A 22906-nucleotide genomic window follows, 5' to 3' on the forward strand; every position below is an offset into this window, starting at 1 on the left:
CAGCGTTCGTCCTGAGCCAGGATCAAACTCTCCATGAATGTTTACCCGTAATCGGGTGCACACATCACTTAGAGCGGGCACGTCATGTCGGAATAAGACCGACGCGCCACAACGTCCTCGCTGTGTTGTTGCCTGCAAGCGCTCCACAAGGAAGGCTTACAGGTCTTTTTCAAAGGAACCTCATCCACCGAAGTGGACAGGGTATCAACTTCTGGCGTTGATTTTTGGCACGCTGTTGAGTTCTCAAGGAACGGACGCTTCCTTTGTACTCACCCTCTCGGGCTTTCCTCCGGGCTTTCGTTCTGTGTTCTTGCGTTTCCAACTCTACCAGATCATTTCCGCGCCCTGCTTCTCGAAAGTCGCAGTCGGTTTGGAATTGAATTCGGTGACCGTTGGGGGTCTTTGCCTTTCGGCGCTCCACCACATTAGCGCTTATCCCTTGCGGCTCATAATCGAGCCACTGGCAGGGAATTCGGGCATGCCGAATAGGACCCCGCCAGGGGTAGATCGCAGTGAGTGGGTTGGCCGCTCCGGGAGGCTGTTGATAACAGTGACCCGTTCAAGCGGCTCGGACTACGTTAGGCGTCCGGTAGGGCCGAGTCAAGTTGAGCGGCGGCGTGGCGCGTGGGCGCGGTAGGGGCTCACCGTCGGGTCGTCGGTGATCCAGAACCGGTAGGGGTGAGTTGCGCCGGCGCCGCCCACTCCCGTGCGCGGGCCGCTGCTGACCTGGTCGGGCGAGGCGGGGGTGCCCGTAAGAAGGGAGAGGGGGGAATCGGGGCCCCCACAGAGGTCGGTGCCGTCGAGGGAGCGGTCCACGTCCAGGGCGGCGGCCAGGCGGGCCGGACCCTTGGCCAGTTCTCTCGGATATCTGGCGGAAAGTCGGCGTTTGGCGGCCAGGTCGGCGCCCACCGTGACCTCGCCCGCACGCACCAGGACCCCGCTCGCGTGGCCGGGCGGGCCGCACACCAGGTTGAGGCTGAACCACATGCCGTAGATGAAGTAGACGTAGGCGTGTCCGGGCGGGCCGAACATCGAGGCGTTGCGTGCCGTGCGGCCGCGGTAGGCGTGCGAGCCCGGGTCGGACTCCCCTTCGTACGCCTCCACCTCCGTGATGCGCAGTTCGATGGGGCCGTCCGGGGTACGGCGGACCAGGGTGCGGCCGAGGAGCTCCGGGGCCACGGTCAGGACCGGGCGGTCGAAGAAGGTCCGGGGCAGGGGCGTACGGTCGGGGCGCGCGCTCATCCGGTCGAGCGTAGTGGAACGCGTACACCTGCAACCGGGGCCTAAGGTTCCGCGTCTGAGAGCGTGTTCTCGCAAGCGGTAGTAGCGGCGTAGTCGCCAGATCCTTCAAGGGGAGTTTGAGCATGGGGTTCAAGAAGCTGTTCGCGAGCCTGGGTGCCGGTGGTGCTTCGGTGGACACGATCATCACCGAGCCGAACGTCGTGCCGGGCGGGATCGTCCAGGGCGAGGTCCGGATCCAGGGCGGTTCCGTGGAGCAGCAGATCGAGGGGCTGTCCGTCGGGCTGCAGGCGCGGGTGGAGGTGGAGGGCGGTGACCAGGAGTACAAGCAGGACGTCGTCTTCACCAAGCAGCGCCTCGGCGGTGCCTTCCAGGTGCAGGCCGGCGCGGTGCACGTGGTGCCCTTCGGGCTGGAGATCCCCTGGGAGACGCCGATCACCCACTTCGGGGGTCAGCACCTGCACGGGATGAACATCGGGGTCAGCACCGAGCTGGAGATCGCGCGTGCGATCGACGCGGGTGACCTCGACCCGATCAACGTGCACCCGGTGCCGGCTCAGCAGGCGATCCTGGACGCGTTCCGGCAGCTGGGCTTCTCGTTCCGCAGTGCGGACATGGAGCGCGGGCACATCCGGGGGACGCGACAGACGCTGCCCTTCTACCAGGAGATCGAGTTCCTGCCGCCGTCGCAGTACCGGGGGCTGAACCAGGTCGAGCTGACCTTCGTCTCGGACGGCCGGGAGATGGACGTCGTCCTGGAGATGGACAAGAAGCCGGGGCTGTTCAGCGAGGGCAGCGACACCTACCGCTGCTTCCAGGTGGGCCTGCAGTCGTACCAGGGCACCGACTGGGCGGCGTACCTGAACCAGTGGATCGCGTCCGTCGGTTCCCAGCGCAACTGGTTCTAGCCTCCTAGGCTCGGACCGGTACGCGTCTCCGATCCCGTAGGAGGGTCAGCAGTGACCGAGCAGAGCAGGGCTCCTCTTCCGCACGACTTCCATCCCGAGGTGCACGAGTTCACCGTGACCAGTACGGATCTGGCGCCCGGTGCCGATCTGGGCGACGCCCAGGTCAAATCGGGCGGGGACGTCTCGCCGCAGCTGCAGTGGGAGGGGTTCCCGAAGGGGACGAAGAGCTTCGCCGTGACGTGCTTCGACCCGGACGCGCCCACGGGCAGCGGGTTCTGGCACTGGGTGCTCTTCGATCTGCCGGCCTCGGTCACCGAGCTGCCGGCCGGGGCGGGCAGCGGGAAGTTCGAGGGGCTGCCCGCCGGGGCGGTACACGTGCGGAACGACTACGGCACCAAGGACTTCGGCGGGGCGGCGCCGCCGGCCGGGGAGCGGCACCGGTACGTCTTCACCGTGTACGCGGTGGACCAGGAGAAGCTCGGCCCGGGCGACGACGTCTCTCCCGCCGTGGTCGGGTTCAACCTGCGGTTCCACACGCTCGGGCGGGCCCAGCTGATCGGCGAGTACGAGTCCCCCGCGGGCTGATCTTTTCTCCCGGTGTTTGCCCGGTCCTGGTCTAAAGACGGCCAGGACCGGGCATTTTTATTGCGTTGTCCCGCGCGGCGCGCGCGGCCAGAGTGGTCGCGGGCCCTGCCGCAAGGGTGGTCGCGGGCCTGCACACGGGAGGTGGGCGAGATGCGGGACACGCTGGTACTGAATGCGAGCTTCGAGCCGCTGTCGACGGTGACGCTGAATCGAGCTGTGGTCCTGGTGCTCCAGGACAAGGCCGTGGTCGAACAGTCGCATCCCGAATTGCGCGTGCGCGCGGCCACCATGGAGCTTCCGATGCCGCGGGTGATCAGGCTCTGCAGGTATGTCCGGGTGCCCTTCCGAAGACATGCTCCCTGGTCGCGGAGGGGGGTGTTGGTCCGGGACCAACACCGGTGCGCCTACTGCGGGAAGCGCGCGACGACCGTGGACCACGTGCTGCCCAGGGCCCAGGGGGGCGGGGACACCTGGCTGAACACGGTGGCCTCCTGCGCCGAGGACAACCACCGCAAGGCGGCCCGGACTCCGGAGGAGGCGGGGATGCCGCTCCTGCGGAAGCCCTTCGTTCCGTCTCCGGCGGACGCCATGCTGCTCGCCCTCGGGGTGGCCGGGCAGGAGGCGCTGCCGGAGTGGCTGGAGCGCTCCGCCTAGTCGTGTGCCCCGGCTGTCCCCGGCTACCGCCTAGCCGGGGACGTTGGGCGACGTAACTCTGCTACGTCGTTCAGCGGACCAGCAGCTGGACGATGGCGATGACGCCGACCGTGACGATGACCGCGCGCAGGGCGGTCGGCGGGAGGCGCCGGCCGACCTTGGCGCCGATCTGGCCGCCTATCGTGGAGCCGACGGCGATGAGGGCGACGGCCGTCCAGTCGAACTCTGCGACGAAGAGGAAGAGGACGGCAGCGATGCCGTTCACGAGGGCTGCGATGACGTTCTTCACGGCGTTGATCCGTTGCATGTCCTCGCGGAGCAGCAGGCCCATCAGGCCGAGGTAGAGCACGCCCTGGGCGGCCCCGAAGTAGCCTCCGTACGCGCTGGCGAGCAGCATCCCGGACAACAGCACGGGTCCGCCGTCGGGGTGGCCGGTGTCGCCTCCCGCGGCCTCCTGGCGCCGGCGCAGGGCGGCGGCGAGCCGGGGCTGGAGGACGACGAGCACGAGGGCGAGTCCGATGAGGACGGGCACGATCGTGTCGAAGGAGTCCGACGGCAGGGTGAGGAGCAGGACGGCGCCCGCCAGTCCGCCGACGAGGGAGACGGCGCCGAGCCGGACGATGCGGGCGCGCTGGCCCTGGAGTTCCTTGCGGTAGCCGATGGCGCCGCTGATGGAACCGGGCACCAGGCCGAGGGTGTTGGACACGTTGGCGGTGACCGGCGGCAGGCCGGTGGCGAGCAGCACCGGGAAGGTGATCAGGGTGCCGGAGCCGACGATGGTGTTGATGGTGCCCGCGCCGATGCCGGCGGCGAAGACCGCGAGTGATTCCCAGATGGACATGGACTGTGCCATCCCCTTTGCATGAGTGAGTCGCCTCCCCGCCATGAAGGTCGAGGGGCCACACTGATCATGCAGGAGGGGGTGGCCGGTCAGTCGATGGGGGGCTGTTCGCGGCGGTCCGCGGCGTCCTTGTCACGGGCGGCCGGGATGCCGCCACCTTCCTTGCCGGAGTTCTGCGGGTTGAAGCCCGAACCGCCGCCCATGGGGCCGAAGTTGCCCATGGCTCCGGACAGGCCCTTGAGGGCGTCGCCGATCTCGCTCGGCACGATCCAGAGCTTGTTGGCGTCGCCTTCGGCGATCTTCGGGAGCATCTGGAGGTACTGGTAGGCGAGGAGCTTCTGGTCGGCGTCTCCTGCGTGGATGGACTCGAAGACCGTACGGATGGCCTGGGCCTCGCCCTCGGCGCGCAGGGCGGCCGCCTTGGCTTCACCTTCGGCGCGCAGGATGGAGGACTGCTTCTCGCCCTCGGCGCGCAGGATCTCGGACTGGCGGACACCTTCGGCCTGGAGGATCGAGGCGCGCTTGTCGCGGTCGGCGCGCATCTGCTTCTCCATCGAGTCCTGGATGGAGGTCGGCGGCTCGATGGCCTTGAGCTCGACGCGGTTGACGCGGATGCCCCACTTGCCGGTGGCCTCGTCGAGGACGCCGCGCAGAGCCGCGTTGATCTCCTCACGGGAGGTCAGGGTCCGCTCCAGGTCCATGCCGCCGATGATGTTGCGCAGCGTGGTGACGGTGAGCTGCTCGATGGCCTGGATGTAGCTGGCCACTTCGTACGTCGCGGCGCGGGCGTCGGTCACCTGGTAGTAGATGACGGTGTCGATGTTGACGACGAGGTTGTCCTGGGTGATCACCGGCTGCGGCGGGAACGGCACGACCTGCTCGCGCAGGTCGATGCGGTTGCGGATGGAGTCGATGAACGGGACGACGATGTTGAGGCCCGCGTTGAGGGTGCGCGTGTAGCGGCCGAAGCGTTCGACGATGGCGGCGCTGGCCTGCGGGATCACCTGGATCGTCTTGACCAGTGCGATGAAGACCAGAACCACCAGAATGATCAGGACGATGATGATCGATGACATGCGGTTCCCCGTGCCCTTCCTGCTGTCTGTGCTGCCCCGTTGAACGGAGTCTCGCAGACCCGCGGGCTGCGAGCAGGCTGCTTGTCACATGACGACGGCGGTCGCCCCGTCGATCTCCACGACGTCCACGGACTGGCCCGGCTCGAAACTGCTGTCCGCGTCGAGGGTGCGCGCGGACCAGATCTCGCCGGCGAGCTTGATGCGACCGTCGGTGCCGTCGACGCGTTCGAGGACGACGGCGCTCCGGCCCTTCAACGCGTCGATCCCGCTGCGGTGTTGGGGCCGCTGGTCGCGGTGCCGGTTGGCGATCGGCCGGACTGCGGCGACCAGCGCGACCGACACGATCACGAAGACCAGGACCTGGGCCACCACTCCCCCGCCGACGGCCGCCGTGACGGCAGCCGCCACCGCTCCGACCGCGAACATGCCGAACTCCGGCATCGCCGTCAGGACGAGGGGGATGCCCAGTCCGACCGCCCCGACGAGCCACCACACCCATGCGTCGATGTCGTCCACATGGTCATGGTAGGTCCGGTGGGCGCGGTCGTGACAGGGTGCGGGGGCTCGTACTAGCCGAGGGGCAGGCCCTGCGCGGTCCAGCGGTCGTTCCCGTTGCGCTCGACGACCAGCGGGAGGCCGAAGCAGAGCGACAGGTTGCGGGAGGTCAGTTCGAGGTCGATCGGGCCCGCGGTGACGACCTTGCCCTGACGGATCATCAGGACGTGGGTGAAGCCGGGGGCGATCTCCTCGACGTGGTGCGTGACCATGACCATGGAGGGCGCGAGCGGGTCGCGGGCGAGGCGGCCGAGGCGCCGTACGAGGTCCTCGCGGCCGCCCAGGTCCAGGCCCGCGGCGGGCTCGTCGAGGAGCAGCAGCTCGGGGTCGGTCATCAGGGCGCGGGCGATCAGCGTGCGCTTGCGCTCGCCCTCGGAGAGGGTGCCGAACTTCCGGTCGAGGTACTCGGTCATGCCGAGGCGGTCGAGGAAGGCGCGGGCGCGCTGCTCGTCGACCTCCTCGTACTCCTCCTGCCAGGTCGCCGTCATGCCGTAGGCGGCGGTGAGGACGGTCTGCAGGACGGTCTGCCGCTTGGGCAGCTTGTCGGCCATCGCGATACCGGCGATGCCGATGCGGGGGCGCAGCTCGAAGACGTCCACCTTGCCGAGGGTGCTGCCGAGGATGGTGGCGGCGCCCTTGGTCGGGAAGAGGTAGCTGGAGGCGAGGTTCAGCAGCGTGGTCTTGCCGGCACCGTTGGGGCCGAGGATCACCCAGCGCTCCCCCTCCTTCACCGACCAGGAGACCTGGTCCACCAGAGCCCGGCCCTCGCGGACCACGGATACGTCCACCAGCTCCAGAACATCGCTCATGAGCGTGTTGTCACCCCTTGCAGTCACGGTTCTCTGTGCGCCGGCAGGCGCAGCCCCAGGGGAAAACCTACGCCACTCACGCAGGGGTCCGGGGCCGGGGCCGGGCCATGCGGCGGGTCCGTAGAGTTGAAGGATGCTTTTCGAACCACGTTCAGGGCGGTTGGCCGCCTGGGGGAACGCGTTGCTGGCCGGTCTGGTCTCGCCCGACGAGGCCGTGTTGTCGATCGTGGGCGAGGACGCCGTGCACCGGGTGGCGGGGCTGCCCGGGGAATCGGGTCCGGTGGGTCTCACGCTGGCGCTGGGGCGGATGCGGGCGCTGGGGGTGACCGGGCTGCGGGTCGCGCTGCCTGCGCCGGGGCATCCGCTGGGGCTGAGCGGGCCGCCGGAGTTCAACGCGCGGGCACTGGAGGCCGAGGAGGCGGTCGTCGCGGTGGGTGCGGCGCTGGGGCTCGTGCCGGAGGTGTACGAGGCCGGGCCCGAGGGGGACGTGCACGTGTCGGTGACCTGGCACTGCCTGCCGGTACGGGAGGCCCCGCCGGCGGACGTGCCGTCGCTGGGCGAGGCGGAGCGGGAGCTCGCGGAGGCGCTGCGCGAGGCGACCGTGGTGCTGACGCGGCTGGACGTGGCGGCGTCGGGGCCGGTGGCGGACGCGGCGCTGTCGGCGTACCGGGCTCGGGCGGAGGCGGGGCGGGAGGTCCTGGCTCCGGGGTACCCGTCGCGGGCGGTGCGGGTGCTGGCGCTGGCGCAGCGGGTGGACCTGATGGTTTCGCTGGCGTACGAGAACGGGCACGGGGGTGCGGTGGCCGCCTCGGAGATGGCGGCGCGGGCCGAGGCCTTGCGGCCGGTGGAGCGAGTGGCCCGGCGGGCCCTCGTCGCGGCGTACAACTCGGCCGTCGAGGAGCGTGAGCGGGGCCGCTAGGGGCAGCAGCGCCGGACGCCCGAAGGGCCGGTCCGCGGCGTCTGGTGCCGTGCATCGCAAGGCCGGAGGGTCGCCCGATTTCTGGACGTACTTGGGCGCCTGCGACAACGCGGCGAGGTGTGGTGCCAGGCGTTGCGGGCCTGGGGGAACCTCCCTGGGGTCCCCCCGGACGGAGTCTGGGGGAGGTGGCTGGGGGAGGGACTTTCGAAACACGCCCCAGGCCTGCCGGGCGCGGCCGCGCGGGGACGGCGGCGGCCCCGCTTCCCGGGGAGAGGGTGGAAGCGGGGCCGCAGGTCAGGCGGGGGTCAGGCGTTCACACCCGTGTTGCCGAAGGCCGGGTTGAGCAGGCCGATCACGGTGACCGAGTTGCCGACCACGTTCACGGGGACGTCCACCGGGACCTGGAGCAGGTTCCCGGAGGCCACGCCGGGCGAGTTCAGGGCCTCGCCCTCCGCCGACGCACCGCCGTGCGCCGAGGAGACACCGGCGCCGGCGGCGATGAGGCCACCCGCGATCATGGTGACGGCTGCGGCCTTCTTGAAGTTCTTCACGTTCTCGTCCTCCAGTACGTCTGCCGCGACCAGCCGTCGCGACACGCCATGGAGAACGGCCACCCGGCGGTCCGGATACGCCATGTGGGCTACATACACCCGACCGTATGAATCTCAGTCTGGAATGAGACGGTCCGGTTCACCCCGCTCACTCGGCGAGCCCGTGCCTGACCGCCCACAACGCGGCCTGCGTCCGGTCGGAGAGGTCCAGCTTCATCAGGATGTTCGAGACGTGGGTCTTGACCGTCTTCTCGGAGAGGACCAGCGCACGGGCGATCTCGCGGTTGGAGCGGCCGTCCGCGATCAGGCCCAGCACCTCGCGCTCGCGGTCCGTCAGTGAGCCCGGGCGGCCGGCCGAAGGGCTCTGCTCCTCCTGGGAGAGCAGGGTCACCGCCACCTCCGGCTGGAGGAGGACGTGGCCGGCGTGGACGGAGCGGATGGCTCCGGCCAGGGCGTCGGGATCGATGTCCTTGTAGACGTATCCCGCGGCGCCGGCCCGCAGGGCGGGGATCACGGTCCGCTGCTCAGTGAAGCTGGTGACGATCAGCACCCGGGCCGGGTTCGCCAGCTCGCGCAGCCTGCGCAGCGCCTCGATGCCGTCGGTGCCCGGCATCTTGACGTCCATGAGGATCACGTCGGGCCGCAGCTCCTCGGCGCGGGCGACGCCCTCCTCGCCGTCGGAGGCCTCTCCCACCACCTCGATGTCGTCCTGGACCTCCAGGAAGGTGCGCAGGCCCCGGCGGACCACCTGGTGGTCGTCGACCAGCAGCACGCCGATCCTGCCGCTCCGGCCGGGGGTGTCAGCCACCGGGAACCTCCATCTCGATCGTGGTGCCCTTGCCGGGCGCCGAGTGCACGGTGAGCCGGCCCCCGACACCGCTCGCGCGGTCCCGCATGGAGACCAGGCCCAGGTGGCGGCCGGCACTGCGGACGGCCTGGGGGTCGAAGCCCTTGCCGGAGTCGACGACCTTGAGGACCGCTCCCCCGGCGGGACCCTTGGCCAGTGTGACCTCGACCCGGTCCGCAGCCGAGTGGCGCAGGGCGTTGTGGAGTGCCTCCTGGGCGACCCGCAGGAGGGCTTCCTCCTGGGTCGCGGGGAGGGCCCGTACGCCGTCACAGGTGAAGGTGACGTGCGCGGTGTGGGCGCGGTCGAGTACGTGGACCTGGGTGCGCAGGGTGGCGGTCAGGCCGTCCTCGTCCAGGGCGGCCGGGCGCAGCTCGGTCACGGCGGCGCGCAGCTCGTCGGCGGCCTCCGCGGCCAGTACGGCGACCTGCTGGAGCTCGTCCTTGGCCCGGTCCGGGTCCCGGTCCACGAGGGCGGCGGCGGCCTGGGCGGTGAGGCGCAGCGAGAAGAGCTTCTGGCTGACGGCGTCGTGCAGCTCGTGGGCGAGCCGGGAGCGTTCCTCGGCGATGGTGAGCTCGCGGCTGCGCTCGTAGAGCCGGGCGTTGGTGAGGGCGATCGCGGCGTGCTGGGCGAGCAGGGAGAGGAGTTCCTCGTCCTCGTCGGTGAAGCCGTGCTTGCCGCCCGGGGCGCTCTTCTTGTTGGCGAGGAAGAGGGCGCCGAGGGTCTCCTCGCCGTCCCGGACGGGCAGGCCGAGGAAGTCGGACATCTCCGGGTGGGCGGCGGGCCAGCCCTCGAAGCGCGGGTCCTTGCGTACGTCGGCCAGCCGCTCGGGGCCGTCCTTGTGGAGCATCGCGGCGAGGATGCCGTGCTGGCGCGGCAGGGGGCCGATGCGGCGCCACTGCTCGGCGCTGATGCCGTCCACGACGAACTGGGCGAAGCCGCCGTGGTCGTCCGGGACGCCCAGGGCCGCGTACTCGGCGTCCAGGAGCTCGCGGGCCGAGACGACGATCGTGCGCAGGACGTCGCGGACCTCCAGGCGGCGGCTCATGGCGAGCAGCGCGGTGCTCACGGCGGCCAGGCCGCTGCGGGGGCCGCCGTACATGGGGCTACCGGTCATGGCCTCACCGTACCGGCGGGGGTGACCTGCGGGATCGGGCGGTGGATGTAGGTCCAACGGACGTGTGCGCGTGGGGCCTGCGACCGACGCGGCGGCGGGTGCGGACTTCCTAGGTTGGGGGCATCTGCTGATCGGGACGGAAGGCGAGGGGTGCGGTCATGTCGGTGGCGATCGTGACGGGGGCGTCGAGGGGACTGGGCCGGGCACTGGCCGGGGAGCTGGCGGCACGCGGCTGGGACCTGGTGCTGAGTGCGCGGGGCACGGCGGCGCTGGAGGAGGCTGCGGCCGGTCTGGGGCGGTCGGGAGGGGAGACGGGCGGGAGGGTGGGGAGGGTCGTGGCGGTGGCGGGGGACGTGTCCTCGGGGGAGCACCGGGCGGCGCTGCTGGCGTCGGCGCGGGAACTGGGCGGGCTGGACCTGCTGGTGAACAACGCGGGGGTGCTGGGGGCGGAGCCGCTGGTGCCGCTGGCGGTCCATCCGCTGGACGGGCTGCGCGAGGCCTTCGAGGTCAATGTGGTCGGGCCGCTGGGGCTCCTCCAGGAGGGGCTGCCGCTGCTGCGGGCCTCGGCGGCCGGGGCGGTGCTGAACATCAGCTCGGACGCCGCGGTGGTTCCGTACGCCACGTGGGGTGCGTACGGGGCCACCAAGGCGGCCGGGGACCTGATGTCGGCGGTGCTGGCGGTGGAGGAGCCGGGGCTGCGGGTGTGGTGGGCGGACCCGGGCTCGATGCGGACGCGGATGATGGCGGCGGCCGAGCCCGGGGAGGACCTGGCGGGGCTGCCGGCGCCCGAGGAGGTGGCGCCGGTGCTGCTGCGGCTGGTGGCGGACGGGCTGCCGAGCGGGCGGTACACGGCCGAGGGGCTGGCGGCGGGCGCGGGGGCGGGGGCGGGGCGGTGAGCGGACCGGCGAGTGGGTCCGTGAGCAGAACCGTGAGCGGGCGCCCGGCACCACAAAAGACGAGTCCCTATATAAGGGACATTCCGCCGGACCTTCTGGCCCGGGTGCCGGCCGAGCAGCGCGGGCCGGGTCTGGGCCGGGACGCGGTGCGGCTGCTGGTATCACGGGGCAGTACGGAGGTGTCGCTGCACGCCTTCCGGGAGCTGCCGGAGCTGCTGCGCGCCGGGGACGTACTGGTGGTCAACACCTCGGCCACGCTCGCGGCCGCCGTGGACGCCCGGCTCGGCGGCGAGGCCGTGGTGGTGCACTTCTCGACCCGGGGCGACCGGGGGTACCCCGGGACGGAGTCTGGGGGAGGACGGTGGTCCGTGGAGCTGCGGACCCCGGCCGGCGGGGGCACGACCGGGCCGCGCGCCGGGGGCCCGGCCGGATCGGTGGCGCAGCTGCCGGGCGGGCACCACCTCGTACTGGAGGAGCCCCTCGCGGCGGGGGCGGACCGGCTGTGGTGGGCGCGGCCCTCGACGGACGACGTTCCCGGCCTGCTGCGGGCGTACGGGCGGCCGATCCGGTACGCCTACACGGAGCGGGACCAGCCGCTGTCGGCGTACCAGACGGTGTTCGCCGTGCCGCGGGCCGACGGGGCGGGGTCGGCGGAGATGCCGAGCGCCGGCCGGCCCTTCACCGCCGAGCTGGTGGCGCGGCTGGTGAGCCGGGGGGTGCAGTTCGCGCCGCTGACCCTGCACGCGGGCGTGGCCTCGCAGGAGGCTCACGAGCCGCCGTACCCGGAGCGGTACGAGGTGCCGGCGGCCACGGCGTGGCTGGTGAACGCCGCCAGGGCGACGGGCGGGCGGGTGATCGCGGTGGGGACCACGGCGGTACGGGCTCTGGAATCGGCCGCGGACCCGCGAGGGGCGGTGCGCCCCGCCGCCGGCTGGACGGAGCTGGTGGTGACGCCGGAACGCGGGGTGCGGGTGGTGGACGGGTTGCTGACCGGGCTGCACGAGCCGGAGGCGTCCCATCTGCTGATGCTGGAGGCGGTCGCGGGGCGTGCGGCCGTAGAACTCGGGTACGCGGAGGCGGTGGCCCGCCTCTGCCTTTGGCACGAGTTCGGGGACGTCCATCTGCTGCTCAAGGACGAGAGCAGTCACTGAGTGCGTTGCTCCAGCAACGCGGGGTGAGACCGTTACGTGCCCGATGTGAGCCCGGGCATAGGACCCACATCACTTACGAAGCTCCGTAGTGGATACGTAAAGGCCCTGTCAGCACGGGCGTGCGTAGCGCCGAGGCCCGGGATCGGGCCTCGGCGCCCGTGCCTGATCCACTAAGCGGGATCGTACGTCACACCTTTGCCACAGCTTTTTGCCGCCGCTAAGAATTGCTCCCGTCGCACAGCACCGCGGATCCCCGGATCCACAAAGCGCCTTCCTGCGGCCCCCGCTATTCGAAGAGGTTGCCCCGCCATGTCTGCTTCCCGCACCCCCGGTCACAGTCGTCTGACGAAGGCACACAAGCTGTCCATCGCCGGTGTCGCCACGCTGAGCACCGCCGCGCTCGCCTTCTCCCTCGTCCCCGCCGGTTCCGCGGAGGCCGAGACGGTCACCGCCGCCCCCGTCGCATGGACCCAGGCCGTCAACGGGACGCAGACGAAGGCGATGTACGGCCACCTCTCCGCGCAGCAGGTCATCGCCGACGCGAACGCGAAGGCCGCGGCCAAGGCCAAGGCCGACGCCGACGCCAAGGCCAAGGCCAAGGCCGAGGCCGCCGCGAAGAAGGACCGCGAGAAGAAGGCCGCCGCGAGCCGCTCCGCCGCCCGCACCCCCGTCTTCGCGAACAACCTGGACGGCTGGATCAAGGAAGCCCTCTTCATCATGAAGAAGGAGGGCATTCCGGGCACCTACGCCGGGATCCACCGCAACATCATGCGCGAGTCCAGCGGCAACCCGATGGCGATCAACAACTGGGACATCAACGCCCAGAACGGCATCCCCAGCAAGGGTCTGCTCCAGGTCATCTACCCGACCTTCAAGACGTACCACGTCAAGGGCACCAAGTTCGACCAGTACGACCCGGTCGCCAACATCGTCGCCGCCTGCAACTACGCGGCCGACCGCTACGGCTCGATGGACAACGTCAACAGCGCCTACTAGGACGCCGACGGCATCAAAGCCCCCCACGCGCCTCAGGGCGGCCCCCGGAACACCGGGTGCCGCCCTGAGGCGTTTCGCGCTTACGCGGACTACTTGCCGGCCCGCATGACCTCGGGCTCGTGGCGGCGCAGCAGTCGCTGGACCGCGAAGCCGCAGGCCACGCCGATGAGCAGCAGGATGATGATGTCCACGCTCCACTGGCCGACCGAGTGCTCCCACAGCGGGTCGGTGTTGGTCGGGTTCTGCTGGTCCCACGGCGGCATGAGCACGCCGAGGTTCAGCGTGGTGCCGGCGGCGGCGACGGCCCAGCGGGACGGCATCAGCCAGGCGAACTGCTCCAGGCCCGGGGAGTCGTACACCTGGAAGAGGATGCCGGTGAACACGACCTGGACGATCGCGAACATGACCAGCAGCGGCATCGTCTTCTCGGCGGTCTTGACCAGCGAGGAGATGACGAGGCCGAACATCATCGAGGTGAAGCCGAGCGCGGTGACCGACAGGCAGAGCTCGACGGCCGGCGGCATCAGCAGGCCCTCGGTGGGCAGGTCGCGCGGGGTGAAGCCGATCGCGCAGATGACCACGCCCTGGATGGCCGTGATGAAGCCGAGGACGATCACCTTCGACATGAGGTACGCCGACCGGGACAGACCGGTGGCGCGCTCGCGCTCGTAGATGACGCGTTCCTTGATCAGCTCACGGACCGAGTTCGCGGCGCCCGAGAAGCACATGCCGACGCAGAGGATCAGCATGATCGTGCCGGCGTCGCCGTTGAACCGGGACGGCGGCTTCGGCGGCGCGAGACCGAAGGTCGCGGGGATGACCGTCGAGACCACGCCCAGGACCGCGGGCAGGATCAGCATGAGGGCCATGAAGCCCTTGTCGGACGCGATGACCGAGACGTAGCGGCGGATCAGCGTCCACAGCTGGTCGCCCCAGCCCTGTGCCTTCGGCGGCATCATCTGCTGCATCGGCGGCATCGCGACCTGCTGCGGGGCGACCGAGTCGAGGTCGGCGGCGTACAGCTGGTAGTGCTGCGAGCCCTTCCAGCGGCCGGCCCAGTCGTAGTCGCGGTAGTTCTCGAAGGCCGAGAAGACGTCCGCCCACGTGGTGTAGCCGAAGAAGTTCAGCGCCTCGTCCGGCGGGCCGAAGTACGCGACCGAACCACCCGGGGCCATGACCAGCAGCTTGTCGCACAGGGACAGCTCGGCGACGGAGTGGGTGACGACGAGGACCGTGCGGCCGTCGTCGGCGAGGCCGCGCAGCAGCTGCATGACGTCGCGGTCCATGCCCGGGTCGAGGCCGGAGGTCGGCTCGTCCAGGAAGATCAGCGACGGCTTGGTGAGCAGCTCCAGGGCCACGGACACGCGCTTGCGCTGACCACCGGAGAGCGCGGTGATCTTCTTGTCCTTGTGGATGTCGAGCTTGAGCTCGCGCAGCACCTCGTCGATGCGGGCGGCACGCTCGGAATCGGCGGTGTCGCCGGGGAAGCGCAGCTTGGCCGCGTACTTGAGGGCCGTGCTGACCTTCAGCTCCTTGTGCAGGATGTCGTCCTGCGGGACCAGGCCGATGCGCTGGCGGAGCTCCGCGAACTGCTTGTACAGGTTGCGGTTGTCGTAGAGGACGTCGCCCTCGTTGGCGGGCCGGTAGCCGGTGAGCGCCTTGAGGAGGGTCGACTTGCCGGAGCCGGACGGGCCGATGACGCCGATGAGCGACTTCTCCGGTACGCCGAAGGTGACGTCCTTGAGGATCTGCTTGCCGCCGTCGACCGTGACCGTGAGGTGGCGGGCCGAGAAGGAGACGGCACCGGTGTCGACGAACTCCTCAAGGCGGTCGCCGACGATCCGGAACGTCGAGTGGCCGACGCCGACGATGTCGTTCGGACCGAGCATCGCGGTACCGGACTTGGGCAGCGGCTGACCGTTGACGTAGGTGCCGTTGTGGCTGCCGAGGTCGTGGATCTCGAACCGGCCGCCGGGCATCGAGCGGAACTCGGCGTGGTGGCGCGAGACCTGGAGGTCGGAGACCACCAGTTCGTTCTCCAGCGCACGGCCGATCCGCATGACGTGACCCAGCGACAGCTGGTGGAACGTCGTCGGGCTGCGGTCGCCCCCGTGGTGCGGTACGGCGCCCTGCGCCGGGCGCGCCGCGGCGGGGCCGCCGCCCTGCTGGTGCGGGAAGTGCGGCGCCTGCTGCGCCTGCTGCTGCGGCTGCGCGTGCTGCTGCTGTTCCCAGGCCTGCTGCTGAGGCTGCTGCTGCGGCGCCTGGTACGCGGGCGCCTGCGGCTGGGCGTACGCCTGCGCCTGCTGGGCCACGGCCGGCTGGGGCGCCGCGGCACCGACGGGATTCAGCCGCGGGCCGTCGGTGGCGTTGCCCAGGTGGACCGGCGTGCCGGGCACGAGTTCGGCCTGCTGCACCCGGGCTCCGTGCACGTAGGTGCCGTTGGTGCTGCCGTGGTCCTCGATTCCCCAACCACGGCCGTTCCAGCTGATGGTGGCGTGGCGCCAGGACACCCTGGCGTCATCGATCACCACGTCTCCCTGGGGGTCACGCCCCAGCGAGTACGACCTGGACGGATCGAGCGTCCAGGTCCTTCCATTCAATTCCAGTACGAGTTCCGGCACTCCAGCCCCACTTAAGTCCCCCGAGAATCCCCCCATGACGTCAGGGAGTCTAGGGATGGCGAACATCCGGGGGAACTATTTCAGGCCCACGGCCACATGTGGGAATCCGGGCCTTGCCAGGGCGTCTACGCCTGCCCGTTGACGAGGGCGAAAGTCACCCGGAGAGTGAGATACGGGACTTCTCGACCGGACTTCTCGACCGGGCGTCCCGCCCGGACGCTCCGCTCGGCTCGCATCGGGGGAACGCTCATGCGCCGCATCCGTTGGGGAGATGTCCTGCTGTCCGGCATCGCCGCCGTGGGCTGGTCGCTGGTGGCCATGGCGGTGGTCGCGGCGCTCGGGCTCCACCTGCTGGGCGCCGACGGTACGGGAGGCTCGCTCGGGGCGATGACCGCGGCCGTGGTCGTCCTGGCCGTGGGCGGCACCGTGACCCCTTCCGGCGAACTGCAGGTCTTCGGGGTGGCGGGGACGGGCGCCGAGGCCTCACTGGACGTCGTGCCGTTGGGAGTGGGGCTGGCCGGGGCCCTCGTCCTGGCGCGGCTGTTCCTGCGGTCGGTACGGGCCGGGGCCGCCGCCGAGACGGCCGCCCGGGTGGTGGTGGTCGCGGCGCTGCTCGTCACCGCAGCGGGCGCGCTGGCGTGGGCCGGGCACGACGTGGTCACCTTCGACGGGGCCGCGCTGCCGAGGACCCCGGCGAAGGTGGAGATCCCCGGGATCGGGGACATCGGCGGGCTGCTCCCGGACCGCGTCGGGGACCTGATCGGGACACGGGCCCGGGTGGGGTTCTCGGTGGAGCCGGGGCCGACACTGGTGGGCGCGGGTTTGTGGGCGGTGTCGGTAGCGGCACTGGCCCTGCTGGTCTCGCGGCGCGGGCCCGCCTCGCTCGCGCGGCTGCGGCCGGCCGTCTCGGCGGTGGTGACGATGCTGCTGGTGGCGGTGGCGGCCGGACTGGCCGCGGCGGTGTGGGCCGCGCCGGGCGACGAGCACCCCGGGCGGGTGCTGGGGGCGGCGCTGCTGGGCGCGCCGAACGGGAGCTGGTGGGGGGTCCTTCTCGGGCTCTTCGTCCCGCTGAGCGGCCGGGTCTCGGGTGCGTCGGCCCGGCTGCTGCCGGATCCGCTGGACGAGCTGCTGACGGGCTCCGTGCGGGAGCCGGTGACGGTGGCCCGCCTGGCGGAGTACGACGGGCGGGTCTGGCTGCTGGTCGCGGGGGCGGCGCTGCTGCTGCTCTGCGCGGGTGTGCTGGCCGCCGTACGGACTCCGGGGCGCGGGATCGCGGGGTGCGCGGCGCGGCTGTCGGCCGTGACCGGGGTGGCCCTGGCGGGGCTGGTGTGGCTGACGGGGTTCTCGGCGGATGCGTCGCCGGCCGTGCTGGGGGTGGACGCGGTGGATGCCGGGGTGGAGCTGCGGGGGTCCGTCCCGATCGCCCTGGCGCTGGGCGCGGCCTGGGGCGCGGCGGCGGGCGCGGCGGGCGCCCTGCTGACCCGGGGCCGCCGGAGCCCCCGGCCGGGGGCGGGGCCGGGATCCGGCGGGGCCGCCGCCGTCCCGGCGTGGCCCGAGCCCGACGCGCCGACGGCCGCGTACGGCTGGGGGCCGGCGCCGGGCCGGGTGTACCCGTACCCGGATCCGGACGTCTCCTGGGACGTCACGGTCACCGGTCTCCCGCCGAGGCCGCCCAGGCCGGCGAAACCGGTCCGGCGGCCGCCCTTCACCCCGCCTCCCCCGCCCGGAGCACCGCCGCCGCCGAAGCCGCCGGGGCCGCCGGGGCCGCGGTGACCGCCCCCGGCTTCGGCGCACGGGGTCCGGCGCGGCGGCGCGCCGAGGAAGGGCGCGCAAGAGCGCGGCGCGTTCACGACGTGGGACGGGGGTCCTGTCCTGGGGGCGGGGAAGATACGGTGAGGGCACCATGAGCGCTTCGCAGACCTCCGACGTCCCCACCCTCCTCGTCAAGATCTTCGGCAAGGACCGTCCCGGGATCACCGCCGGGCTGTTCGACACCCTCGCCGCCTACTCCGTCGACGTCGTCGACATCGAGCAGGTCGTCACCCGGGGCCGCATCGTCCTGTGCGCCCTCGTCACCAAGCCCGCCGGCGGCGCCGAGGGCGAGCTGCGGGCCACCGTCCACAGCTGGGCCGAGTCGCTCAAGCTGCAGGCCGAGATCCTTTCCGGTACCGGCGACAACCGGCCGCGCGGCAGTGGCCGGTCCCACGTCACCGTGCTCGGGCACCCGCTCACCGCCGAGTCCGCGGCGACCATAGCGGCAAGGATCACCGCGACCGGCGGCAACATCGACCGCATCTTCCGCCTCGCCAAGTACCCGGTGACCGCGGTGGAGTTCGCCGTCTCCGGCACCGAGACCGAGCCCCTGCGCACCGCGCTGGCCACCGCCGCCGCACAGATCGGCGTGGACGTGGCCGTCGTCTCGGCCGGGCTGCACCGCCGGGCCCAGCGCCTGGTCGTGATGGACGTGGACTCGACCCTGATCCAGGACGAGGTCATCGAGCTCTTCGCCGCGCACGCCGGGTGCGAGGCGGAGGTCGCCGAGGTCACCGAGCGTGCGATGCGCGGTGAGCTGGACTTCGAGCAGTCGCTGCACGCCCGCGTGGCGCTGCTGGCCGGGCTGGACGCCTCCGTCGTCGACAAGGTCCGCGCCGAGGTGCAGCTGACCCCGGGCGCCCGGACCCTGATCCGTACCCTGAAGCGGCTCGGCTACCAGGTGGGCGTGGTGTCCGGCGGTTTCACCCAGGTGACGGACGATCTGCGGGAGCGGCTGGGGCTCGACTTCGCCTCCGCCAACACGCTGGAGATCGTCGACGGGAAGCTGACGGGCAGGGTGACCGGCGAGATCGTGGACCGGGCGGGCAAGGCCCGGCTGCTGCGCCGCTTCGCCGCGGAGGCCGACGTACCGCTGTCGCAGACGGTGGCCATCGGCGACGGCGCCAATGACCTGGACATGCTGAACGCGGCCGGGCTGGGCGTGGCCTTCAACGCCAAGCCGGTGGTCCGCGAGGCCGCGCACACCGCGGTGAACGTGCCCTTCCTCGACGCGGTGCTGTACCTGCTCGGGATCACCCGCGAGGAGATCGAAGCCGCCGACCTGGCCTGATCCGCAGGTGGTCCGTACGTACGACACGGGAGGGCCCCGGCAGCCGCACCGGCCGCCGGGGCCCTCCTCCAGTCAGGCTCCTCGGGCCCAGCCAGTGCTCCTCGGGCCCGGTCAGTGGCCCTCGGGCGTCCAGAAGTCGACCAGCGTGCCCACGCCGTGCTCCAGGGACTTCCACGAGCCGGTGAAGGAGACAACGGCGAAGGCCGCGGTCGGGAATCCGGTCCGGGTCATCCGCGCCAGCGTGTCGCCCGTCGCATGCCCGGAGAGGGCGTCGGCGAGGGCGTGCATGCCGGGATTGTGGCCGATGACGAGGAGGTCGGTGACCTCGTCGGAGGTCTCGTTCAGCAGGGCGATGAGCTCGCCCAGCGAGGCGTCGTACAGCCTCTCCTCGTACGAGGTCTTCGGCCGGTGCGGCATCTCCTGGACGGCGAGCTTCCAGGTCTCGCGGGTGCGGGCTGCGGTGGAGCAGAGGGCCAGGTCGAAGGCGATGCCGGTTTCGGCGAGCTTCAGACCGACGGCCGGTGCGTCCTTGCGGCCCCGTTCCGCCAGCGGGCGGTCGTGGTCGGACACCTCAGGCCAGTCGGCCTTGGCGTGCCGGAGGAGGGCGATCCTGCGGGTTGTGTCGGCGCTCATGGCTCCCAGCTTCGCATGAAACGGGCCACGGGGCGCAGGGTGTTGAAGGCCCTCGCACGGTGGTGGGGCAGACCCCGGCGCACCCCGGCGCACCCCGGGCGTACGTCCTTCAGCCGACGGCGCGCAGGAGCTGCTGGGTGACGTGGATCAGCCCGGTGGCCTCGCCGGTCGCGGCGTGGGCCTCGCCGGATCCGGCGAGGAGGAGCAGCAGGAGGCCGAAGGCGAGCGCGGGCAGGGCCAGCGCCCACCAGTGCAGGCGGGCGTCGGCGCCGTGCCGGGTGCCGGCGGCGGGGCGGGCGGCGGCTCGGAGGCCGGACGGAAGGGAGCGGGTGTGCGTGGGGGCCGACATGGCCGCCTCCGGGGTGCTGACGGGACTGGCTCGCTCCTTCGAATCTATGGATTCGAAGGAGCGGATCCCATCCGGGGCGCACCCCAGTTCACCCTGAGCCTGGCCCCCTAGGGGTCGGTGGGGATAACCCCACCAGCCTCCCGGTCAGGGGGAGGCGATCGACGCGATGACGGAGATGATCACGGTCACGACGAGCATCGCGCCGAGCACGAGGCCGAGCTTGCGGCGGCCGTGCTGCGGGTTCGGGTCAAGTACGGGCGACATGCCGCTCAGTCTCGCATGCCGCATTCGTCCTCGATCGTGCGGTCCCGTCCGGCCAGGACCCCGAGTGCGATCTGCGGGACGAGCAGTCCGGCCATGAGGGCGAGGGGCAGGTCCCAGCCGCCGCTGTGCTGGTAGAGGGTGCCGATGACCAGCGGCCCGGGGATGGAGATGAGGTAGCCGGTGCTCTGGGCGAAGGCGGAGAGCTTGACGACGCCGGCCGGGGACTTGGCGCGCAGTCCGATCATCGTGATGACGAGAGGGAAGGCGCAGTTGGAGACGCCGAGCAGGAGCGCCCAGGCCCACGCGCCCGCGGCCGGGGCGAAGTAGAGCCCGAGGTACCCGGCGAGGCCGAAGAGGCCGAGGGTGACGGCGATGGGGCCCTGGCTGCGCATCCGGCCGGCCAGGCCGGGGATGACGAAGGCGAGCGGGACGCCCATGACCATGGTGACGGCGAGCAGTACGCCGGCGGTGGAGGCGGAGACGCCCGCGTCGCGGAAGATCTGCGGGAGCCAGCCCATGGTGACGTACGCGCCGGTGGCCTGAAGGCCGAAGTAGCAGGCCAGGGCCCAGGCGGTGCGGCTGCGGACGACCCGGGGGCCGGTGTCGGCCCGTACGGCGGTCCCCTCCCCGGAGCCGGCGGCCGCTGCCTCGGCCCGTGCGGCGCGCCGCGAGGCGCGGGCGATGGGCAGCCAGGGCAGTACGGCGACCAGTGCGAGCACGGCCCAGATCATCAGGCCGGTGCGCCAGCTGCCGCCGAGGGCGCCGGTCAGCGGGACGGTCGCGGCGGCGGCGAGCGAGGTGCCGGCGGCCAGCGCCATGGAGTACAGGCCGGTCATGGTGCCGACCCGGTCCGGGAAGTAGCGCTTGACGATCACCGGGAGCAGGACGTTGGTCAGGGCTATGCCGGCCAGGGACAGCGCGCTGGCGGCGAGGAATGCGGCGGCGTCGTCCGCGAAGGGGCGGATCAGCAGGCCCGCGGCGACGGCGGCCATGCCGGCGCAGACGACGGCGGCCGGGCCGAAGCGGCGGGAGAGCCGGGGCGCGGTGACGCCGAACACGGCGAAGCAGAGGGTGGGGACGGAGGTGATGACTCCGGCGACGGTGCCGCTCATGCCGAGGCCCGTGCGGGTCTCCTCGAAGAGGGCGCCGAGGCTGGTGATGGCGGGCCGCAGGTTGAGGGCGGCCAGCACGATTCCGACGATGAGCACCGGACCGAGCCACGTGGGGGCGACGTGGACGGGGGCGGGAAGAGGCCGGTCGGGGGCGGTGTGCACGACCGGCGAGCGGTTCATGGTCTGGATTTCTTCGTCGGGCATTCAACCATCATAGAATCATGGGATGATTGATTGTCCAGTCGCCCTCAGTGGAACGAAGAGGAACACATGCCGCTGACCTCGCCACGGCGCTCCGCGCTCGTCGACCAGGTGATCACCCAGTTGCGGAACCAGATCACCTCCGGCGAGTGGCCGGTCGGAGCCCGCATCCCCACCGAGCCGGAGCTGGTGGAGCTGCTCGGCGTCGCCCGCAACACGGTGCGCGAGGCCGTGCGGGCGCTCGCGCACAACGGCTTGCTCGACATCCGACAGGGCTCGGGTACGTACGTCATCGCCACCAGCGAGCTGGCCGGGGTGATGCACCGCCGTTTCGCCGGGGCCGACCCGCGGCACATCGCGGAGCTGCGCTCGACCCTGGAGTCCTCGGCGGCCCGGCTGGCGGCGGAGCGGCGCACCGAGCGGGACCTCGTACAGCTGGACGCGCTGCTCGCGCGGCGTGAGGAGGCCTGGGCGACCGGGGACGCGGAGCTGTTCGTGGCGGCGGACGTGAGCCTGCACATGGCGGTGGTCACGGCCTCGCACAACGACGTGCTGGTCGAGCTGTACGCCGACCTCGGCGACCTGGTGGCCGACTGGCTGCGCGCGGACGTCGGGACCGAGCTGCACCCCTCCGCCCATCTGGACCACGCCCGGCTGATCGAGGCGATCCGGCGGGGCGACGGGGACGCGGCCGCCTCGGAGGCGGCGGGCTATCCCTTCGCCTGCCTCGGCAAGGGCACCGCCTGAGGGACCGGAGAAACGGCCGGGGCAGCGGGGCGGTCACGGCCGCTGGTGGCTGACCCAAGCCGAGCGGACCTCCTTCCAGCAGCGGCTGACGAGTTCGACGCGTCCGGCCGGGCCGACGGCGACGGCCGCGCCGTCGCCGTCCAGGTCCCACCAGCGGTCGCATTCGACGTGCAGCCGCACCAGGTCGGTCTGCGGGTAGCCGTTGTGGCAGTGCGCCGTCACCTGCGAACCGTTGATCTCGGTGTCGCAGTCGGCGCCGAAGTGCTCCCGGGGGTCGGGCCGCGAGGGCTGCACGGGTGGTTCGACGGGGATGTCGGCGAGGTCCACCACGACGGGGGCGGCCGCCTCGGGGCCGTGCGCCGATTCCTCGCCCGGGGACTGCGCGAGCGCACCGGGGCCCAGGAGTCCGGTCAGGAACACCGAGGTGAACAGCAGCGATAGCGTTCGGCTCGGTCTCGCGCGCACTCCCGTACCTCCTCCCCGCCGGAGCCGGGAAGATCCCGACTCGGTCAGTTTGCAGGTATCTGTCCCGGTTTTCGACTCGGGAAGATCCGGTCGCACGGCGAACATCTGATCGAGTGTGGCGCCGCGGGCCGGTCCGCGACCCACGAGAACGGCGGCGGGCCCCCCCCCCCCCCGGGGGGGGGGGGCCCCCCCCGGCGGGGGGGGGGGGCCCCGCGCCCCCCCCCCCGCCCCGGCCCCCCCCCCCCGGGACCAAGAGCCCCGGGGGGTAGG

Annotated in this window: 24 protein-coding genes; 10 read left to right on the top strand and 14 right to left on the bottom strand. The window is 71.6% G+C overall.

All coding sequences use genetic code 11. The features are described 5' to 3' along the window. Nucleotides 1-600 precede the first annotated feature (600 nt). Nucleotides 601-1242 (bottom strand): DNA-3-methyladenine glycosylase, encoded by a 642-nt coding sequence (locus ACFYOB_RS03775; RefSeq protein ID WP_388554073.1) that lies wholly within the window; start codon nt 1240-1242, stop codon nt 601-603. A gap of 122 nt (nt 1243-1364) precedes the next feature. Here ACFYOB_RS03775 and ACFYOB_RS03780 point away from each other — a divergent pair, with 122 nt between their 5' ends. From ACFYOB_RS03780 to ACFYOB_RS03790, 3 genes are all read left to right on the top strand, one after another. Continuing rightward, entirely contained in the window at nt 1365-2147 is a 783-nt protein-coding gene (locus ACFYOB_RS03780) for a sporulation protein (protein ID WP_388554076.1), read from the top strand. 51 nt (nt 2148-2198) lie between these two features. Further along, nucleotides 2199-2732, top strand: coding sequence for a YbhB/YbcL family Raf kinase inhibitor-like protein (locus tag ACFYOB_RS03785; RefSeq protein ID WP_388554079.1), 534 nt, complete (start codon nt 2199-2201; stop codon nt 2730-2732). A 150-nt stretch (nt 2733-2882) separates the two neighbouring features. Further along, complete coding sequence (locus ACFYOB_RS03790; protein WP_376682702.1) at nt 2883-3386, top strand: HNH endonuclease; 504 nt, start codon at nt 2883-2885, stop codon at nt 3384-3386. A 70-nt stretch (nt 3387-3456) separates the two neighbouring features. On the opposite strand, the gene ACFYOB_RS03795 is transcribed toward ACFYOB_RS03790, so the two are convergent. From ACFYOB_RS03795 to ACFYOB_RS03810, 4 genes are all read right to left on the bottom strand, one after another. Beyond that, nucleotides 3457-4227, bottom strand: a complete 771-nt coding sequence (locus tag ACFYOB_RS03795) for a sulfite exporter TauE/SafE family protein (protein ID WP_388554082.1) — start codon at nt 4225-4227, stop codon at nt 3457-3459. 89 nt (nt 4228-4316) lie between these two features. After that, nucleotides 4317-5303, bottom strand: a complete 987-nt coding sequence (locus tag ACFYOB_RS03800) for an SPFH domain-containing protein (RefSeq protein WP_388554085.1) — start codon at nt 5301-5303, stop codon at nt 4317-4319. A gap of 84 nt (nt 5304-5387) precedes the next feature. Beyond that, nucleotides 5388-5819 carry an NfeD family protein gene (locus ACFYOB_RS03805; protein WP_388554088.1) on the bottom strand — a complete coding sequence of 144 codons (432 nt, stop codon included), beginning with the start codon at nt 5817-5819 and terminating at the stop codon, nt 5388-5390. 53 nt (nt 5820-5872) lie between these two features. After that, nucleotides 5873-6667: an ABC transporter ATP-binding protein gene (locus ACFYOB_RS03810; RefSeq protein WP_388554091.1), complete on the bottom strand. Its 795-nt coding sequence runs from the start codon at nt 6665-6667 to the stop codon at nt 5873-5875. A gap of 133 nt (nt 6668-6800) precedes the next feature. Between ACFYOB_RS03810 and ACFYOB_RS03815 the strand changes: the two genes are divergently transcribed. Further along, nucleotides 6801-7586 (top strand): hypothetical protein, encoded by a 786-nt coding sequence (locus tag ACFYOB_RS03815; RefSeq protein ID WP_388554094.1) that lies wholly within the window; start codon nt 6801-6803, stop codon nt 7584-7586. A 305-nt stretch (nt 7587-7891) separates the two neighbouring features. Here ACFYOB_RS03815 and ACFYOB_RS03820 read toward each other — a convergent pair whose 3' ends face one another. The 3 genes from ACFYOB_RS03820 to ACFYOB_RS03830 form a co-directional block, all read right to left on the bottom strand. Next, entirely contained in the window at nt 7892-8137 is a 246-nt protein-coding gene (locus ACFYOB_RS03820; RefSeq protein WP_266673158.1) for a chaplin, read from the bottom strand. A gap of 148 nt (nt 8138-8285) precedes the next feature. Beyond that, nucleotides 8286-8945: a response regulator gene (locus tag ACFYOB_RS03825; protein WP_388554097.1), complete on the bottom strand. Its 660-nt coding sequence runs from the start codon at nt 8943-8945 to the stop codon at nt 8286-8288. Beyond that, nucleotides 8938-10083: a GAF domain-containing sensor histidine kinase gene (locus ACFYOB_RS03830; RefSeq protein ID WP_388555528.1), complete on the bottom strand. Its 1146-nt coding sequence runs from the start codon at nt 10081-10083 to the stop codon at nt 8938-8940. The genes ACFYOB_RS03825 and ACFYOB_RS03830 overlap by 8 nt, the downstream gene beginning before the upstream one ends. 173 nt (nt 10084-10256) lie before the next feature. On the opposite strand from ACFYOB_RS03830, the gene ACFYOB_RS03835 reads away from it, so the two are divergent. From ACFYOB_RS03835 to ACFYOB_RS03845, 3 genes are all read left to right on the top strand, one after another. Next, nucleotides 10257-10994, top strand: coding sequence for an SDR family NAD(P)-dependent oxidoreductase (locus ACFYOB_RS03835; protein WP_388554099.1), 738 nt, complete (start codon nt 10257-10259; stop codon nt 10992-10994). An 80-nt stretch (nt 10995-11074) separates the two neighbouring features. Further along, on the top strand, nt 11075-12145 hold the full coding sequence (locus tag ACFYOB_RS03840) for an S-adenosylmethionine:tRNA ribosyltransferase-isomerase (RefSeq protein ID WP_388555531.1): 1071 nt from the start codon (nt 11075-11077) through the stop codon (nt 12143-12145). 309 nt (nt 12146-12454) lie between these two features. Further along, nucleotides 12455-13141, top strand: a complete 687-nt coding sequence (locus ACFYOB_RS03845; protein WP_388554102.1) for a transglycosylase SLT domain-containing protein — start codon at nt 12455-12457, stop codon at nt 13139-13141. 89 nt (nt 13142-13230) lie between these two features. Here ACFYOB_RS03845 and ACFYOB_RS03850 read toward each other — a convergent pair whose 3' ends face one another. Beyond that, complete coding sequence (locus ACFYOB_RS03850; protein WP_388554104.1) at nt 13231-15798, bottom strand: FHA domain-containing protein; 2568 nt, start codon at nt 15796-15798, stop codon at nt 13231-13233. Between the two features lie 213 nt (nt 15799-16011). On the opposite strand from ACFYOB_RS03850, the gene ACFYOB_RS03855 reads away from it, so the two are divergent. Both ACFYOB_RS03855 and serB read left to right on the top strand, forming a co-directional pair. Beyond that, a complete protein-coding gene (locus ACFYOB_RS03855; RefSeq protein WP_388554106.1) occupies nt 16012-17535 on the top strand; it encodes a streptophobe family protein in 1524 nt (507 codons plus the stop codon). Nucleotides 17536-17665: 130 nt separating this feature from the next. Further along, complete coding sequence (gene serB, locus ACFYOB_RS03860; RefSeq protein WP_388554108.1) at nt 17666-18865, top strand: phosphoserine phosphatase SerB; 1200 nt, start codon at nt 17666-17668, stop codon at nt 18863-18865. 111 nt (nt 18866-18976) lie between these two features. On the opposite strand, the gene ACFYOB_RS03865 is transcribed toward serB, so the two are convergent. The 4 genes from ACFYOB_RS03865 to ACFYOB_RS03880 all read right to left on the bottom strand — a co-directional run bounded on the left by ACFYOB_RS03865 (nt 18977) and on the right by ACFYOB_RS03880 (nt 21427). Further along, nucleotides 18977-19498 (bottom strand): SixA phosphatase family protein, encoded by a 522-nt coding sequence (locus ACFYOB_RS03865; protein WP_388554111.1) that lies wholly within the window; start codon nt 19496-19498, stop codon nt 18977-18979. Nucleotides 19499-19607: 109 nt separating this feature from the next. Continuing rightward, on the bottom strand, nt 19608-19847 hold the full coding sequence (locus ACFYOB_RS03870) for a hypothetical protein (RefSeq protein ID WP_388554113.1): 240 nt from the start codon (nt 19845-19847) through the stop codon (nt 19608-19610). A gap of 144 nt (nt 19848-19991) precedes the next feature. Beyond that, entirely contained in the window at nt 19992-20111 is a 120-nt protein-coding gene (locus ACFYOB_RS03875) for an SGM_5486 family transporter-associated protein (protein ID WP_328924991.1), read from the bottom strand. 5 nt (nt 20112-20116) lie between these two features. Beyond that, a complete protein-coding gene (locus ACFYOB_RS03880; RefSeq protein ID WP_388554116.1) occupies nt 20117-21427 on the bottom strand; it encodes a CynX/NimT family MFS transporter in 1311 nt (436 codons plus the stop codon). Between the two features lie 66 nt (nt 21428-21493). On the opposite strand from ACFYOB_RS03880, the gene ACFYOB_RS03885 reads away from it, so the two are divergent. Beyond that, complete coding sequence (locus ACFYOB_RS03885; RefSeq protein WP_388554119.1) at nt 21494-22171, top strand: FadR/GntR family transcriptional regulator; 678 nt, start codon at nt 21494-21496, stop codon at nt 22169-22171. 33 nt (nt 22172-22204) lie between these two features. On the opposite strand, the gene ACFYOB_RS03890 is transcribed toward ACFYOB_RS03885, so the two are convergent. Next, on the bottom strand, nt 22205-22636 hold the full coding sequence (locus ACFYOB_RS03890) for a hypothetical protein (protein ID WP_388554121.1): 432 nt from the start codon (nt 22634-22636) through the stop codon (nt 22205-22207). Between the last annotated feature and the right edge of the window lie 270 nt (nt 22637-22906).

Origin of the sequence: Streptomyces sp. NPDC006463 (genome assembly GCF_042870715.1) — a bacterium.
Taxonomy (GTDB): Bacteria; Actinomycetota; Actinomycetes; order Streptomycetales; family Streptomycetaceae; genus Streptomyces.

Bases quoted from the DNA above. Each gene is read 5' to 3' on its own strand.
- ACFYOB_RS03775 (WP_388554073.1), bottom strand. From the start codon at position 1,242: ATGAGCGCGCGCCCCGACCGTACGCCCCTGCCCCGGACCTTCTTCGAC.
- ACFYOB_RS03780 (WP_388554076.1), top strand. From the start codon at position 1,365: ATGGGGTTCAAGAAGCTGTTCGCGAGCCTGGGTGCCGGTGGTGCTTCG.
- ACFYOB_RS03790 (WP_376682702.1), top strand. From the start codon at position 2,883: ATGCGGGACACGCTGGTACTGAATGCGAGCTTCGAGCCGCTGTCGACG.
- ACFYOB_RS03795 (WP_388554082.1), bottom strand. From the start codon at position 4,227: ATGTCCATCTGGGAATCACTCGCGGTCTTCGCCGCCGGCATCGGCGCG.
- ACFYOB_RS03800 (WP_388554085.1), bottom strand. From the start codon at position 5,303: ATGTCATCGATCATCATCGTCCTGATCATTCTGGTGGTTCTGGTCTTC.
- ACFYOB_RS03810 (WP_388554091.1), bottom strand. From the start codon at position 6,667: ATGAGCGATGTTCTGGAGCTGGTGGACGTATCCGTGGTCCGCGAGGGC.
- ACFYOB_RS03815 (WP_388554094.1), top strand. From the start codon at position 6,801: ATGCTTTTCGAACCACGTTCAGGGCGGTTGGCCGCCTGGGGGAACGCG.
- ACFYOB_RS03830 (WP_388555528.1), bottom strand. From the start codon at position 10,083: ATGTACGGCGGCCCCCGCAGCGGCCTGGCCGCCGTGAGCACCGCGCTG.
- ACFYOB_RS03835 (WP_388554099.1), top strand. From the start codon at position 10,257: ATGTCGGTGGCGATCGTGACGGGGGCGTCGAGGGGACTGGGCCGGGCA.
- ACFYOB_RS03845 (WP_388554102.1), top strand. From the start codon at position 12,455: ATGTCTGCTTCCCGCACCCCCGGTCACAGTCGTCTGACGAAGGCACAC.
- ACFYOB_RS03850 (WP_388554104.1), bottom strand. From the start codon at position 15,798: ATGGGGGGATTCTCGGGGGACTTAAGTGGGGCTGGAGTGCCGGAACTC.
- ACFYOB_RS03855 (WP_388554106.1), top strand. From the start codon at position 16,012: ATGCGCCGCATCCGTTGGGGAGATGTCCTGCTGTCCGGCATCGCCGCC.
- serB (WP_388554108.1), top strand. From the start codon at position 17,666: ATGAGCGCTTCGCAGACCTCCGACGTCCCCACCCTCCTCGTCAAGATC.
- ACFYOB_RS03865 (WP_388554111.1), bottom strand. From the start codon at position 19,498: ATGAGCGCCGACACAACCCGCAGGATCGCCCTCCTCCGGCACGCCAAG.
- ACFYOB_RS03870 (WP_388554113.1), bottom strand. From the start codon at position 19,847: ATGTCGGCCCCCACGCACACCCGCTCCCTTCCGTCCGGCCTCCGAGCC.
- ACFYOB_RS03875 (WP_328924991.1), bottom strand. From the start codon at position 20,111: ATGTCGCCCGTACTTGACCCGAACCCGCAGCACGGCCGCCGCAAGCTC.
- ACFYOB_RS03880 (WP_388554116.1), bottom strand. From the start codon at position 21,427: ATGCCCGACGAAGAAATCCAGACCATGAACCGCTCGCCGGTCGTGCAC.
- ACFYOB_RS03885 (WP_388554119.1), top strand. From the start codon at position 21,494: ATGCCGCTGACCTCGCCACGGCGCTCCGCGCTCGTCGACCAGGTGATC.